Origin of the sequence: Wolbachia endosymbiont (group A) of Pipizella viduata (assembly GCF_964028555.1) — a bacterium.
In the GTDB taxonomy this organism is placed as follows: Bacteria; Pseudomonadota; Alphaproteobacteria; order Rickettsiales; family Anaplasmataceae; genus Wolbachia.
This window is the reverse complement of record NZ_OZ034787.1, coordinates 78,836-90,965: the sequence shown is the minus strand read 5'-3', so window position 1 is coordinate 90,965 and position 12,130 is coordinate 78,836. Positions and strand designations below refer to the sequence as shown.

Annotated in this window: 14 protein-coding genes and 2 other RNA genes; 7 read left to right on the top strand and 9 right to left on the bottom strand. The window is 33.2% G+C overall.

What is annotated here, in order from left to right:
* Positions 1 to 49: 49 nt before the first annotated feature.
* The 4 genes from ABWU50_RS00470 to ffs form a co-directional block, all read right to left on the bottom strand.
* Positions 50 to 742 carry an acyloxyacyl hydrolase gene (locus tag ABWU50_RS00470; RefSeq protein ID WP_353275932.1) on the bottom strand — a complete coding sequence of 231 codons (693 nt, stop codon included), beginning with the start codon at positions 740 to 742 and terminating at the stop codon, positions 50 to 52.
* Between the two features lie 448 nt (positions 743 to 1,190).
* Entirely contained in the window at positions 1,191 to 1,505 is a 315-nt protein-coding gene (locus tag ABWU50_RS00465) for a YbaB/EbfC family nucleoid-associated protein (RefSeq protein WP_353276297.1), read from the bottom strand.
* A 21-nt stretch (positions 1,506 to 1,526) separates the two neighbouring features.
* The gene (gene dnaX / locus ABWU50_RS00460; RefSeq protein ID WP_353275931.1) at positions 1,527 to 3,011 is read right to left on the bottom strand and encodes a DNA polymerase III subunit gamma/tau; all 1,485 of its coding nucleotides are present in this window, start codon (positions 3,009 to 3,011) and stop codon (positions 1,527 to 1,529) included.
* A gap of 21 nt (positions 3,012 to 3,032) precedes the next feature.
* An RNA gene (ffs, locus tag ABWU50_RS00455) (signal recognition particle sRNA small type) lies at positions 3,033 to 3,122 on the bottom strand.
* A gap of 62 nt (positions 3,123 to 3,184) precedes the next feature.
* On the opposite strand from ffs, the gene ABWU50_RS00450 reads away from it, so the two are divergent.
* Positions 3,185 to 3,349 carry a hypothetical protein gene (locus ABWU50_RS00450; RefSeq protein ID WP_187297265.1) on the top strand — a complete coding sequence of 55 codons (165 nt, stop codon included), beginning with the start codon at positions 3,185 to 3,187 and terminating at the stop codon, positions 3,347 to 3,349.
* Positions 3,346 to 3,999, top strand: coding sequence for a glutathione S-transferase family protein (locus ABWU50_RS00445; RefSeq protein WP_064125276.1), 654 nt, complete (start codon positions 3,346 to 3,348; stop codon positions 3,997 to 3,999). The genes ABWU50_RS00450 and ABWU50_RS00445 overlap by 4 nt, the downstream gene beginning before the upstream one ends.
* A 1-nt stretch (position 4,000) precedes the next feature.
* Here ABWU50_RS00445 and ABWU50_RS00440 read toward each other — a convergent pair whose 3' ends face one another.
* Positions 4,001 to 4,648: an O-methyltransferase gene (locus ABWU50_RS00440; RefSeq protein WP_253309236.1), complete on the bottom strand. Its 648-nt coding sequence runs from the start codon at positions 4,646 to 4,648 to the stop codon at positions 4,001 to 4,003.
* 258 nt (positions 4,649 to 4,906) lie between these two features.
* Between ABWU50_RS00440 and ABWU50_RS00435 the strand changes: the two genes are divergently transcribed.
* Complete coding sequence (locus ABWU50_RS00435; protein WP_353275930.1) at positions 4,907 to 5,185, top strand: DUF2671 domain-containing protein; 279 nt, start codon at positions 4,907 to 4,909, stop codon at positions 5,183 to 5,185.
* Between the two features lie 29 nt (positions 5,186 to 5,214).
* Here the strand turns inward: ABWU50_RS00435 and ABWU50_RS00430 are convergent, their stop codons facing one another.
* The 3 genes from ABWU50_RS00430 to ssrS all read right to left on the bottom strand — a co-directional run bounded on the left by ABWU50_RS00430 (position 5,215) and on the right by ssrS (position 6,608).
* The gene (locus tag ABWU50_RS00430; RefSeq protein ID WP_253309234.1) at positions 5,215 to 5,913 is read right to left on the bottom strand and encodes a DsbA family protein; all 699 of its coding nucleotides are present in this window, start codon (positions 5,911 to 5,913) and stop codon (positions 5,215 to 5,217) included.
* Between the two features lie 53 nt (positions 5,914 to 5,966).
* Positions 5,967 to 6,428, bottom strand: a complete 462-nt coding sequence (locus ABWU50_RS00425; protein ID WP_253309233.1) for a type II toxin-antitoxin system RatA family toxin — start codon at positions 6,426 to 6,428, stop codon at positions 5,967 to 5,969.
* A 19-nt stretch (positions 6,429 to 6,447) separates the two neighbouring features.
* A non-coding RNA gene (ssrS, locus tag ABWU50_RS00420) (6S RNA) lies at positions 6,448 to 6,608 on the bottom strand.
* Positions 6,609 to 6,726: 118 nt separating this feature from the next.
* Here ssrS and ABWU50_RS00415 point away from each other — a divergent pair.
* Complete coding sequence (locus tag ABWU50_RS00415) at positions 6,727 to 7,317, top strand: phospholipid-binding protein MlaC (RefSeq protein ID WP_264687751.1); 591 nt, start codon at positions 6,727 to 6,729, stop codon at positions 7,315 to 7,317.
* On the top strand, positions 7,314 to 8,603 hold the full coding sequence (locus tag ABWU50_RS00410) for a bifunctional folylpolyglutamate synthase/dihydrofolate synthase (protein WP_353275929.1): 1,290 nt from the start codon (positions 7,314 to 7,316) through the stop codon (positions 8,601 to 8,603). Before ABWU50_RS00415 ends, ABWU50_RS00410 begins: the two co-directional genes overlap by 4 nt.
* Positions 8,604 to 9,809: 1,206 nt before the next feature.
* Here the strand turns inward: ABWU50_RS00410 and ndk are convergent.
* Positions 9,810 to 10,229, bottom strand: a complete 420-nt coding sequence (gene ndk, locus ABWU50_RS00405) for a nucleoside-diphosphate kinase (RefSeq protein ID WP_253309229.1) — start codon at positions 10,227 to 10,229, stop codon at positions 9,810 to 9,812.
* 113 nt (positions 10,230 to 10,342) lie between these two features.
* On the opposite strand from ndk, the gene ABWU50_RS00400 reads away from it, so the two are divergent.
* On the top strand, positions 10,343 to 11,140 hold the full coding sequence (locus tag ABWU50_RS00400) for a hypothetical protein (protein ID WP_353275928.1): 798 nt from the start codon (positions 10,343 to 10,345) through the stop codon (positions 11,138 to 11,140).
* A complete protein-coding gene (gene hemH / locus ABWU50_RS00395; RefSeq protein WP_353275927.1) occupies positions 11,141 to 12,088 on the top strand; it encodes a ferrochelatase in 948 nt (315 codons plus the stop codon).
* Positions 12,089 to 12,130: the final 42 nt, after the last annotated feature.

Sequence of the window (12,130 nt, the reverse complement as noted above, 5' to 3'; positions counted from 1 at the left end):
TACTTGAATGACAAGAAAAAACCCACTGGGATAACAAGACTGAGATAGACTAGAAATTAAACGCTACTCCAGCTTCTGCACCAACAGTGCTGTAAAGAACTTTGAGTTCCCCTTTGTTTTTGCTTGATTCAACATTATCTTTATCAAAATGAGCACCAAAAGAACCGAAATAACGAGCTCCAGCATAAAGTTTGATTTCTGGAGTTACATCATAACTAACACCAGCTTTTACTTGACCAGCAAAACCAAATTTACTTTTTTGATCATTCACAGCTTCTTTCAAAGGAGTGCTAATATACGCTGCACCAACACCAACACCAATATATGGAGTGATAGGCATATCTTCAATTGCTATATCGTAATAAACGTTAACTAGTCCTGAAATTGCTGTTAAACTGTCTGCAACAGCATCTGGGTTAAATGCTGCACCTGTAACATTATTTTTGCTTAGTTGCGAATAAACCCCTTCAACATCAACCCTGATGTCGTCCATTTTGTAACCAAATGCACCACCACCAGCTATAAAAGATGCTTTTAATGGATTATGACTTTCGGTGCCTTTTTTATATTCAATACCATCAACTTTTGTGAAAAGAGGTAAAAATTCACCATTGTATTGCAAACGAATGTAGTAGCTAGTTTCTTCATCACTTATTGGACCAACAGGGTCTGAAAAAGCAGAGTTTGATAAACTTAGCAACGTTGCTAAAGCGGCTGCTGAAAAAAACTTTTTATAATGCATAATTGTCCTCGTAAAAAAATTAAAATTCCACTTTAGCAGTCTAAGTAACAACTAAAGTTAAGTCAAGTGCTAACTTAATAACACAAAATATTCTACATTTTAACTAATTTTTGGGAAAAGACAAAGATTTTATTAATGAATAAATAGAGTTACACGACTTTTTTACTCTTGATTTTTTGGTATAGCTAACACAGGTAAGATTTACTATCGAAAGACCTCGTCATCCCGCTGCTTGTTAGCGGGATCTATAGCTAAAGTAGCTTAGGTTTACCTACAATTTGAAAAACAAAAATTCGTCATTCCGCTACGTGTTAGCGGAATCTATCCGTGACGGTATGACGTAGGGCTGTGCTAGCTATAGGCGTATTATATAAAGAAGTACTAGCGTTGAAAATATTAAAAAAGAAATACTTACACTAAAAGAAACTTCAGTAGTATAGAAATAAATTCAAAAAGGAAGTTTGAACCCAGGTGGTAAACCCATCATACCTGCAAAATCAGAAGTTGCATTTGCCATATCTTCTTCTGCTTTTTTAACGGCATCATTAAACGCTGCTGTTACTAAATCCTCTACTATATCTTTTTCCTCATTTCTCATAAGTTCTAAGTCTATGTTCACCTTTTTAGCTTTATAGCTACCTATTTTTATGACTTCCACTAATACAGAAACTTTGCCACCACCAGAAATACCTTGAAACTCTTTCCCAACATATTTTTCTTGAGCTTCTGCAAGCTTTTTTTGCATCTCTTGCGCTTGTTTCATTATTTGACTAAAATCCACAACTTACTCCTTATTTTCTATATTAACTACTTTTGCACCTTTAAATGTATCAAGTATATCCTTAACTGCAGGTGCATAATTTAAATTACTCACTTCCTTATTTATATAACCCGTATCAACTGTAATAACCCACTCCTGCTGAGTCACCTGGTTTAAGTAATTTTTTAAATCATTGCAAAAATTACTATCCAACTTAGATATAGCTTTTAATTTTAAATATCCAGGTTTACAATCTATTAATTGTAGATTATTACACAGTTGTTTGTAAAGATAAATTTGGTTACTCTGCCTTAATAGTTGCAAAACTTTGTCAAAATCATAATTTTGTTGATGTTCATTTCCTATACTATGCGTATTTCCCTGCTGTGCATTCTGCGAAAGAATTTTTTTGACCACTTGTTCCGGAGAAGGCAGATCAGAAAGATAACAGAGGCTAATTAACATCATTTCAGCAGCAACATCGTTGCATGTTGAAGTTTTTATATCTTGAATACCTTTAAGCAACACCTTCCACAATCTCGAAAAAAATATTAAAGACTTCTTTATACTTAAATCTTTTATCCTGTTCTTTTCATACTCTGTAACTGCATTATCAATTTCTTTTGTAATCAAAAAACGGCATACTAACTGAATTGTTTGCAATAGACCTTCAAAAATACTAAGTGGGTTTGCTGTTTTTATCGCCTTGTCAAACACTGATAGAGCTTTCTGTAAATCACCTTCTAATATTGCTCCTAATAGATCGAATATAATATCTTTCTCCACTAGGCCAAGTATGTCTATCACATTTTTAGTGGATATTGCACCATCTTTGCTATATAGCACTGCTTGATTCATCAAAAACAAGGCGTTACGCATTGAATTTCCAGAATGTCGTGCAATTAACTCTAATGCTCCCTTTTCAATGGAATAACTCTCTTTTTGTGCAACATCATTTAAACGTTCTACTATTTTAGCTACAGGAATGTTGTGTAAATCAAATCTTTGACAACGTGCAATAATAGTTATTGGTATCTTTTTTATTTCTGTAGTTGCTAAAATGAATTTTACACTAGATGGTGGCTCTTCTAGGGTTTTAAGTAATGCGTTAAATGCACTGCTGGATAACATGTGTACTTCATCTATAATGTAGACTTTGAATTTAGAGCTTATAGGTGAATAGCAAATATCTCCCAGGATTACTTTAACATCGTCAATGCTAGTGTGACTTGCTGCATCGATTTCAATTACATCTGGATGGCTTGAATTTTTTATTGCCAGACAATTTTCACATGATCCGCAAGGTTCAAAAATTGGCCCCAGGGAACAATTCAAACATAAAGCTATTATCCTTGCAGTGGTGGTTTTACCAACTCCACTACTACCAGAGAGCAGTATAGACTGTGGGATTTTGTTTAAAATAAAAGCATTTTCTAATACACGCACTAATATATCTTGACCTACTAGATCTTTAAAGCTACTAGGACGATGTTTTAATGCTATATTCATAGCCTCGGATAAAACAAATAATGAAATAGGTATGCAACCCAAAAAGGTTCTGATATGGCTGCTTCATTTCTGATCTGACCAAATTACAGAGTTTTTGCCTGCATACCTTATAAAATATTATACTTTTTTTTTTATTTAGCAAGGTATATCCTATATTAACCTTAATAATTTATATGTTAGATCTCTTGCAACATTACTTTGGAGTAAACAACTGTTACCTAAAATACTCTTCTCTTGTCATCCCAACTTGGATCCAGAGAAAAAAGATGTGGATTTCAGTTTCACACACTGGAATAACAACCTATAGGTACTGGGATAACAAAAGAGGAATATTATGATTTTATATCATTTTCCTCTTTGTCCATTTTCACGAAAAGTTAGAACTTTTCTAAAAGAAAAAAAATTAGGCTGCGATCTAGTGTATGAAAATCCGTGGGAAAAACGGAATGAATTTATGGAGATCAATCCAACTGGGCAAGTACCAGTATTAATAGATAATAACTTTGTAATAGCGGATAGTAATGCCATTTGTGAATATATAGAAGAGACTTACAATAGCGACGTCAAATTACTTGGTTCATCCACTATTATTAAGTCTAAAATACGCGCTCTAATCAATTGGTTCGACAACAAATTTTACAATGAAGTTACTAAGTATATTATGAATGAAAAAGTAATTACTAACCGCAGCCCTGACTCTAGATTTCTTCATGCAGCTCAGCATAACCTGCCTTGCCATATGGAATACATCGAACACTTAATTAACAAGAACGTTTGGCTTGCAACTGATAAGTTCACTTTGGCTGATATTGCTTTAGCATCGCATATTTCCGTAATGGATTATGTAAGTAGTTTTCCATGGGAAAAAAGTAAAATTTTAAAAGAATGGTACTCCATTGTTAAATCAAAGCCTTGTTTTCGTGAGATATTATTAGAGAGAGTTTCCGGTTTAACCCCTCCTAAACATTACGCTGACCTTGATTTTTAACTTATGTTAGCTTTAAAGCTACAGTCATTCCTTCATCAGTTGGAATCAATATAGAGAAATATTTCTTTTCATCTGATAATCTATTATTAAACTCCCTCATAGCATGCCATGATTTTTCTGATACTTCTTTTGGAGGCGATTCTAAAAATACTGTATTAAATAATAGAGTGTTATCTGCAACGATTAACCCATCTTGTTTAATGTATGACTCTGCCCAATCTAAATACTTAGGATAACTACTTTTGTCAGCATCGATGAATATCATGTCAAATGGTGCCTTTGCTGATAATTCATTAATTTTTTCCAGTGCATCACCTTCTATTAGAGTAATTTTATCACTTAGATTAAAAGCACTAAAATTTTTTTTTGCTATTCTTGAGTGTTGAGGATTATTTTCTATTGTATATATATGACCGTCTTTCAGTAGAGCTTTTGCCATGCAAATCGACGAATAACCGTATAACGTGCCAATCTCAACAATACTTTTGATTTTATGGATTTTTATAAATAAACTTAATAGCTTTCCTTCTTCAGGGCCAATCTGAATATGTTGCTTTTTTTCAAGAATACAATATTCTTCTATTTTTTTATATTCTTTTGCAAATAGATTTCTTATATATGATAATTTTATACTAAAATTATTACGCATTACGTTTTATATTATAAATTAGGGAAGCTTAATTCATACACAGTTTATAAATATAATAATATAGTTTAAAATAATAAAAACATTTATTTTAAGTTATTATTTCATAGTATAAAATTTTAAGTGACAAAAATTATTATATATCGTACTATGGTTAACTAGTATAATAAATAATCGATTATTATACTAGAATTAAAGGGATTGTTTATGCGCATTTCTCTTTTTAAAATATAATTTTTATAATCAATTAGAGGGGGTTATATGTCTTATACTATTGCTAGTGAAGTTGAAACGTTAAACAAAAAATCTAACAAGAATGAAGGGGTTATGTTACTACATAATCCAGCTTATCGTGAAAAGTATAAAGAACGTTTTAATGAAGCTCAGAGAAAAGTTATGGATATGGTTCAGTTTTATGATGGGACAATAGTATTAATAGAGAATAAAATCGCTATGTATTACTACACTTGGCACAGTAAAAAAAGAGAGTTTGAGCGTAAAAAACAACAAACAGTAGTGAAAAACAATGGCTCAGCATAGAGTCTTTTATATGGTAAGCTACAGTGGTATTACTTCACTATAGCTTTTCCATATAATTTATCTATCACATCAGTAAGATATTTCAGCTCTTTATACCCTTCATGTTTAACTTTATTATGCTCTATATATGACTTACCATCATCGTTAAGCTTGATGAAAAATATTGGAGTGGCTGTGATACCAAGTTTATTGATTGCCAGTGATTTATCATTTACGATTTTATCCATAATTTTCTTATCATTAATGCATTGGTTAAATGCATCTTGCTTTAAGTTGCTTAGTGCAGCAATTCTTTGTAGTAAAGTCAAATCACTTAAATTGTAGTAATTCCACGAATCTATTGAGTTAAAAACAGCTTTGTTAAAATTAAAGTAGTCTTCTTGTTTTTCGTAGCAATGACTTAGCATTGCAGCCTTTAGCCCTCTGTAATCCAAAGGAAAATGACGAAATATATATAACATCTTACCTGTGTCTATATATTTCTCTTTAATTTTAGGAAAAACATTCTTATGAAAAAGAGAGCAGTGATAGCAAGTTAATGAAGCATATTCTATCATTAGAATTGGTGCTTTTGGATCTCCTAATAATTTATCATCAGGTAATAGTGATAGTAACTCCTTTGATGTTATTTCATTAGTTTCTTTTTGAATATGTTGGTTACTGGATTTAACAACTGCATAAGAATTAACACTCATAAGAATTAGTAAAAACAATAGTCTGAAAATCATTACAATACAAACACTTAACTTACTAAAAAAATTACATATTTATATTAATAATGTCAAGATAACTTTTGTTTAGCAAGGCTTTCAGCCCTATCTTTAAATGCAGCAATTATTTTACTCTGTGTATATTTATATACTGAGTTTAATAAAGTGGAAAATGAGTTGGACTTAAACTTAAACTCTATATAAAACTTTACCATAGTTTTATTTTCATCTATGGGAATGAATTGCCATTCATTGTATAGATGTTTAAATATTCCATTTGATGATACAGCTTTTATCCAACCTTCATTTGTTCCACTTGGAGAAAGAAAGGTTACTTCTGATGTGTACTTTCCTTTAATTCCATGAAAAACTGCGAGAAGATCCACAACCATTTGGTTGTCAATTTTTTCTTTTATATAAACGGCTTTGCACCAAGGAACAAAATCAGGATACCTTTCAACATCAATTACAATTTGGAATACTTCATTAGGCGAACATAGGAAAGTACCTTGTTCTCTGCATTGATGAAGCATAAATGTTAAACCAATCAAAATAGGATCCGTATCTACCGTCAGCCTTAGTAGATTCCTGAGACTAAAGTTAAGGTGGGCATCGCTTATTAATTTCAACGAAATCAATAGAGGCAATTCCCTTGACTAGAAATTATCGCTCGGGAAATTTAACTTAACTCATAACGCATAGCACAGACCCTTACTTGAATTATAGATGATTTACACAAGGCATGTCTATAGGTATATTAAAAGTCAGCGATTATTATTTAATCTTTATTAAACTTTGCATTCTAAGTATCATAGTTAATAAATATATCTTATGAACATTACTAAAGTTTTAATCATTATTGTTTTCATTGCAATTTCTTCAAGAGCTTACACTAGTTGTACAGATCACAAAATTTTTGTGCATACTATGAAGCAACAAGTGGATGGTATATCTACAAAAGGAAATAGAAAAAACCTAGGGCATGTACACGAAAAGCTTCAGGAGGTCATTCAGAATAATGTTAACCTCAAAGGAATATCGCAATTCGTTATAGGAAAACATTGGGCTTTAGTTAAACAAAAAGAAAAAGAAGATTTTTTAAGAGAGTATGAAGTGTATCTTACGCGTTTGTGCGTTAAAATTTTATATAAATACATGCATGATAGTGAAATGATCATAATGAGTACAAAAGCAGTTGAAGATGAAACTTGCTTAATTGGTACAAGATTTTCTTACGGTGATGAAGAATTTACAAATATTGATTTTAAAGTTACTAAAAATAACAGTTCTTTCTTGATAAGTGATGTTGTAATGAGTGGAATAAGTATTGCTATTAATCAACGTTCTCAATTTAGTGAAAAAATCGACACGCATGGCATAGCAAGCGTTATAGCTGAATTAAAATGCAATAACAATCCATGATATATATGCCTCATTGGCCTAAACCGCTTGGTAGTAGACCAAAGGATTTTTCTCTTGATCGCATAAAAAGCTTTCTAAATAAATTGGACAATCCTGAGAAAAAAATGCCTCCCGTAATTCATATAGCTGGGACTAACGGGAAAGGCTCAACACTAGCATTTATAAGATATATAATGCAAGCAGCAGGGTATAAGGTCCATGCATACACTTCTCCACATTTGGTGAATTTTAATGAAAGAATAGTTATTGCAGGCAGTTATATCGACGATAATGAATTATATAACTTATTAGAAGAATGCCGTGCCGTGATTGCAGAACAACCTATCACTCTGTTTGAAGCTGCAACTATTGCAGCTTTTTTAGCTTTTTCTCGTCATAAAGCCGATATTACTTTAGTTGAAGTAGGTATGGGCGGAAGACTTGATGCAACAAATGTTATAGATAGTACGATTTTAACAATAATTACTTCCATTGCACTTGATCATACAGAATATCTTAGCCCTACTGTAGAAATTATAGCAGGTGAAAAGGCTGGAATAATGAAACCTAATGTTCCTTGCGTAATAGCACCACAAGAAAAGTCTGTGATGAGTACACTAGAATTCCATGCAATAAATAAGAAATCTCCTCTATATAGAGGAGGTCTTGAATGGAATTGCAAAAAAAAGAACAACAAAATGGTTTTCCAATCAGCTATTCAATCAATAGAATTTCCTTTGCCATCTCTGAAGGGTGAACACCAAATAATCAATGCAGGAAACGCCATTGCAGCATGTAGCATTTTGAGTGGAAAATATGGATTTGATATTGGAGAAGAGGATATCACTTCAGGTTTACAGCGTACCTACTGGCCTGCACGACTAGAGCTAATAAAAGAGGGTAATTTAATTTCCCTACTACCGAAAGATTGGCAATTATTTTTAGATGGTGCGCACAATAATGACGGTGCTAGAGTGCTATCTCAGTGGGTAAAAGATAATTTTGCTGAAGGTATCTATATAATTTTTGGTGTTACTCGTAACAGAAATGTGGCAGAATTCTTAGAGCACTTAAAGCCATATATCAAGCTACTATGTGCGGTTTGTGTTAAGTCTGAACCTAAAGCAACAAATATAAATTTGATTAGGGAAAAAGCCAATAACATAGGAATAAAAGCAGTTGAATGTGAATCAATTGGCGATGCAATATCAAATCACATATTGAAAGTCTCTACCCAAAACATCAAAACCATACTAATCTGTGGCTCATTTTTCCTAGCTAGAGACTTCGCTATGGAGAATAGCTAACTTTGATGATATGTGAACATTAACTGACCGATGGGAAAATGACTTTGATTATTTATAGTATTGTATGAAGCGACTAAAATTGTCATTACAGCGCTTAGTGTACGACAGTGCTCCAACATTTAGGGTTGCAGTTTGCATGGCAGGCGGCGTCATCTGAGTAGCTGACCTATCCAAGTGGTGTCATCCAAGCAGCCCCTTCTCTTGTCATCCAAGTAGCCCCCTTCTTGTCATCCAAGTAGCTAACACTGGGATCTAGTTCTCTTTACAAATTCACCAAAAGTGTTTCATTCTATAACGCAAAACCCATATTCACAAAACCCAATGCATTACTTGCAGTTAAGTTTCCTAGATCCCAGTGTCACGCACTGGGATGACAAAAAAAGGAGCACTGGTTCACCTTATGACGGTGTCGTCCTAATACCTTCCCCTGTCATCCCAGTGCGTGACACTGGGATCTCATTTTACTTTATGATGATGTCATGAAAGTAGCTGACACTGGGATCCAGAAAACTTAATTTCAACCAAATAATAAAGGCTAGATCCCAGTGTCTAGGCACTGGGATGACAAAGGAGGACAGTGCCTAGCACTGACCATTTCTGGTCTCTTAAATTGCAACTAATCTAAATATTAAGAAATTTACCAAGTAGAAAAAAAGGCAAAAGAAGCCCCGTGGTTGGCTAATTACTTACATTATACTTTCAAGTATGGCGTTTTTTTATTCTAAACGTTTAATAACCGCGATTCAGTTGCTTTTAAGCCGCAACTAATCTAAATTATAAACGTTAAGAAATTTACTAAACAGAAAAAAAGGCAAAAGAAACCCTAGGGTAGCTAGTTATTCACTATCCATTTTTTAAGTTGGCGTTTTTTAATGTTTTAAATGCTTTATAAGCGTATTTCAGCTTGTATAGGTAAAAACCTAGAAATTTGATAAAGACATAGAGTGCACATAGTGCAAAAAATTAAACATGAGACGCCAGATACGTTGAGTTTTTTTGTCATTTAATCTGTACAGAGGAGATAAATAAATAGCTTCACTATCATGATAAGGGGGCTGGCGGAGTTTGTAAAGCAATTTTTTCGTTTCTATGTTGTCAGCTACTTGCATGACGCCACTTGCCACCTGTTAATTACAACGTTCGTACAGATGTATGCTTGACATAGGATCCAGAAAATTTAGTTATATATAGGAAAATCTGATTTGACTACACCAACTCACGTTCAGCAAAAAAGAAAGCTATCTCCTTACGAGCATTTTCTAGACTATCCGAGCCGTGAACTCTATTTTCACTAATGTCATCAGCAAAATCACCCCTGATTGTACCTTTATCTGCCTGCTTTGGATCGGTAGCTCCCATGATTTGTCTGTATTTACTTACTGCATTTTCACCAACTAAAACTTGAACTATCACAGGACCAGAAGTCATAAACTCTACCAATTCCCCAAAAAAAGACCTATCTTTATGAATTTCATAAAACAGCTCTGCTTGTTTTTTTGTCAGTAACATCATTTTTTGTGCTATAATTTTGAGCCCAGAGCTTTCAATGTATGAATTTATCTTGCCTGTAATATTATTTTTTACTGCATCAGGTTTTAATATCGAAAGTGTTCTCTCAATTGCCATATTATTTCCTTATATAAAATAGTATATTTATAGATTTATTTTATTGTAAATTTTGATTTGATAAAAGCAGTTTTTTATTTATAGTTAAGGATAAAACATCAAGGAGGTATTGTATGGGTAAATGTTATAAAAATAACACTACCAAACAAGCTGAATCTACTGCTAAAAAATTGGTCAATAACTTGAAATCGTCAATTTTTTGTGGAACAAAAGGGTTTTTAACTTTTAATTTGGCATTTTTAAGCTTTTTGGAATATAGCTTACATCATAATACAGAATTAAAAAAAGGTGCTGCCTTTGCAATGAAAAGGAATACTATTCCATTGCTTGAAATGGCTATCATAGTGCCATTTGTTTGTTTTGCGCTGCCAGCTATGGTAGGCAGTATGAGCCTCATGCTATGCGCACTTTTATGTGCTGCCTTAATGATTGCCACATGTTTTATTGTCAGAACTTTTCATCTGCGTGAGAAGTTAATGGAAAAAATCACTAACCATAGTAAAAAAGAAATAGACGAGGAATTTAAGAAAGATACTATAAAATTTCCTATCTTTGATCAAAATAGAAAACACACCGAGTATAATTCGCCTAACTCAGGGCGACTACTGGATGAAACAAGTAGCACCTCTCTTTTCGTTAAAGTTTTACTTTTTCCCCTCAAGGTTCTTCTGAATGTCCTGCAAAGTTGTATAATGCTATCTTTAGCTGCTGTTGAACTTCTTGAAACGGTACCAAGTCTTTTTGTCGATACATTTTTCGATTGGAACTTCACATCCACCAAGAGTAACCTGAAGAGATCAGGCCACTTATTGTATGCCAGTGTAAGAAATTTAGTGCCTATAACTAAATTTGATGAGTGTGTAGCTAATTTTATAGGCACCCCAGAAGTAACTTGTTGTAGTAGTGCGTAGGTGAAAAAGGCAGTTATCTTATTTAATCTTGGCGGGCCTGATTCACTAAATGCGGTCCGTCCTTTTTTATTCAACCTTTTTTATGACAGGAGAATAATCAATCTACCGAATCCCTTTCGGTTTCTTTTAGCAAAGTTTATATCTGCGAAACGAGAAAATACTGCACGAAAAATATACGAGGAAATCGGAGGTAAATCGCCAATTCTGGAGAATACAAAAATGCAAGCTAATGCTTTAGAACTAAAATTAAATGAAGATAGAAACCATGTACACAAGGTATTCATTTGCATGCGCTATTGGCATCCATTTGCTGACGAAGTTGTTAAAAGTGTAAAACAGTTTGATCCTGATGAAGTAATTTTGCTGCCACTATACCCTCAATATTCAACTACCACAACTTTGTCATCCATCGAAAATTGGCAAAAAAATGCTAAAAAGCATGGCCTAAAATGCAATACAAAAATAATTCATCATTATTATGACAATGAAAACTTTATTGAGGCTCATACTAACTTGATAGCCAAGTACTACAAATTAGCCAGCAGGATTGGTAAGCCAAGAGTCCTATTTTCAGCTCATAGCTTGCCCCTTAGCGTTATTAAAAAAGGCGACCCCTACGCTTCACAGGTAGAAAGAAGCGTAGAGTTAATAGTAGAAAAGTTAGCTATCAATAACTTAGATTGTTCAATATGTTATCAGAGTAAGATTGGTCCTGTAAAATGGCTAGAGCCAAGAACTGAAAGTGAGCTATCACGTACAAAAGCTGATGGTGTACCTGTAGTTTTATCACCTATATCTTTTGTTTCTGAGCATTCAGAAACTCTAGTTGAACTTGATATAGAATATAAAGCAATTATCAAGGATGGATATTATTTTCGCGTACCAACTCTCAGTATTGATTCCTTGTTTATAAAATGCTTAGCCGATTTATGCATAAATCACCCTTAAAGTCCTGATTTATAGGGCTTTTCTTCAAGGCTTTTATGTGAT

Excerpts from the sequence above, each read along its gene's own strand:
- ABWU50_RS00470 (WP_353275932.1), bottom strand. The coding sequence starts at position 742 with ATGCATTATAAAAAGTTTTTTTCAGCAGCCGCTTTAGCAACGTTGCTA.
- ABWU50_RS00400 (WP_353275928.1), top strand. The coding sequence starts at position 10,343 with ATGGGTAAATGTTATAAAAATAACACTACCAAACAAGCTGAATCTACT.
- ABWU50_RS00465 (WP_353276297.1), bottom strand. The coding sequence starts at position 1,505 with ATGAAACAAGCGCAAGAGATGCAAAAAAAGCTTGCAGAAGCTCAAGAA.
- ABWU50_RS00440 (WP_253309236.1), bottom strand. The coding sequence starts at position 4,648 with ATGCGTAATAATTTTAGTATAAAATTATCATATATAAGAAATCTATTT.
- ABWU50_RS00450 (WP_187297265.1), top strand. The coding sequence starts at position 3,185 with ATGTTAGATCTCTTGCAACATTACTTTGGAGTAAACAACTGTTACCTA.
- ABWU50_RS00410 (WP_353275929.1), top strand. The coding sequence starts at position 7,314 with ATGATATATATGCCTCATTGGCCTAAACCGCTTGGTAGTAGACCAAAG.
- ndk (WP_253309229.1), bottom strand. The coding sequence starts at position 10,229 with ATGGCAATTGAGAGAACACTTTCGATATTAAAACCTGATGCAGTAAAA.
- ABWU50_RS00435 (WP_353275930.1), top strand. The coding sequence starts at position 4,907 with ATGTCTTATACTATTGCTAGTGAAGTTGAAACGTTAAACAAAAAATCT.
- ABWU50_RS00425 (WP_253309233.1), bottom strand. The coding sequence starts at position 6,428 with ATGCTTCATCAATGCAGAGAACAAGGTACTTTCCTATGTTCGCCTAAT.
- dnaX (WP_353275931.1), bottom strand. The coding sequence starts at position 3,011 with ATGAATATAGCATTAAAACATCGTCCTAGTAGCTTTAAAGATCTAGTA.
- ABWU50_RS00445 (WP_064125276.1), top strand. The coding sequence starts at position 3,346 with ATGATTTTATATCATTTTCCTCTTTGTCCATTTTCACGAAAAGTTAGA.
- ABWU50_RS00430 (WP_253309234.1), bottom strand. The coding sequence starts at position 5,913 with ATGATTTTCAGACTATTGTTTTTACTAATTCTTATGAGTGTTAATTCT.
- ABWU50_RS00415 (WP_264687751.1), top strand. The coding sequence starts at position 6,727 with ATGAACATTACTAAAGTTTTAATCATTATTGTTTTCATTGCAATTTCT.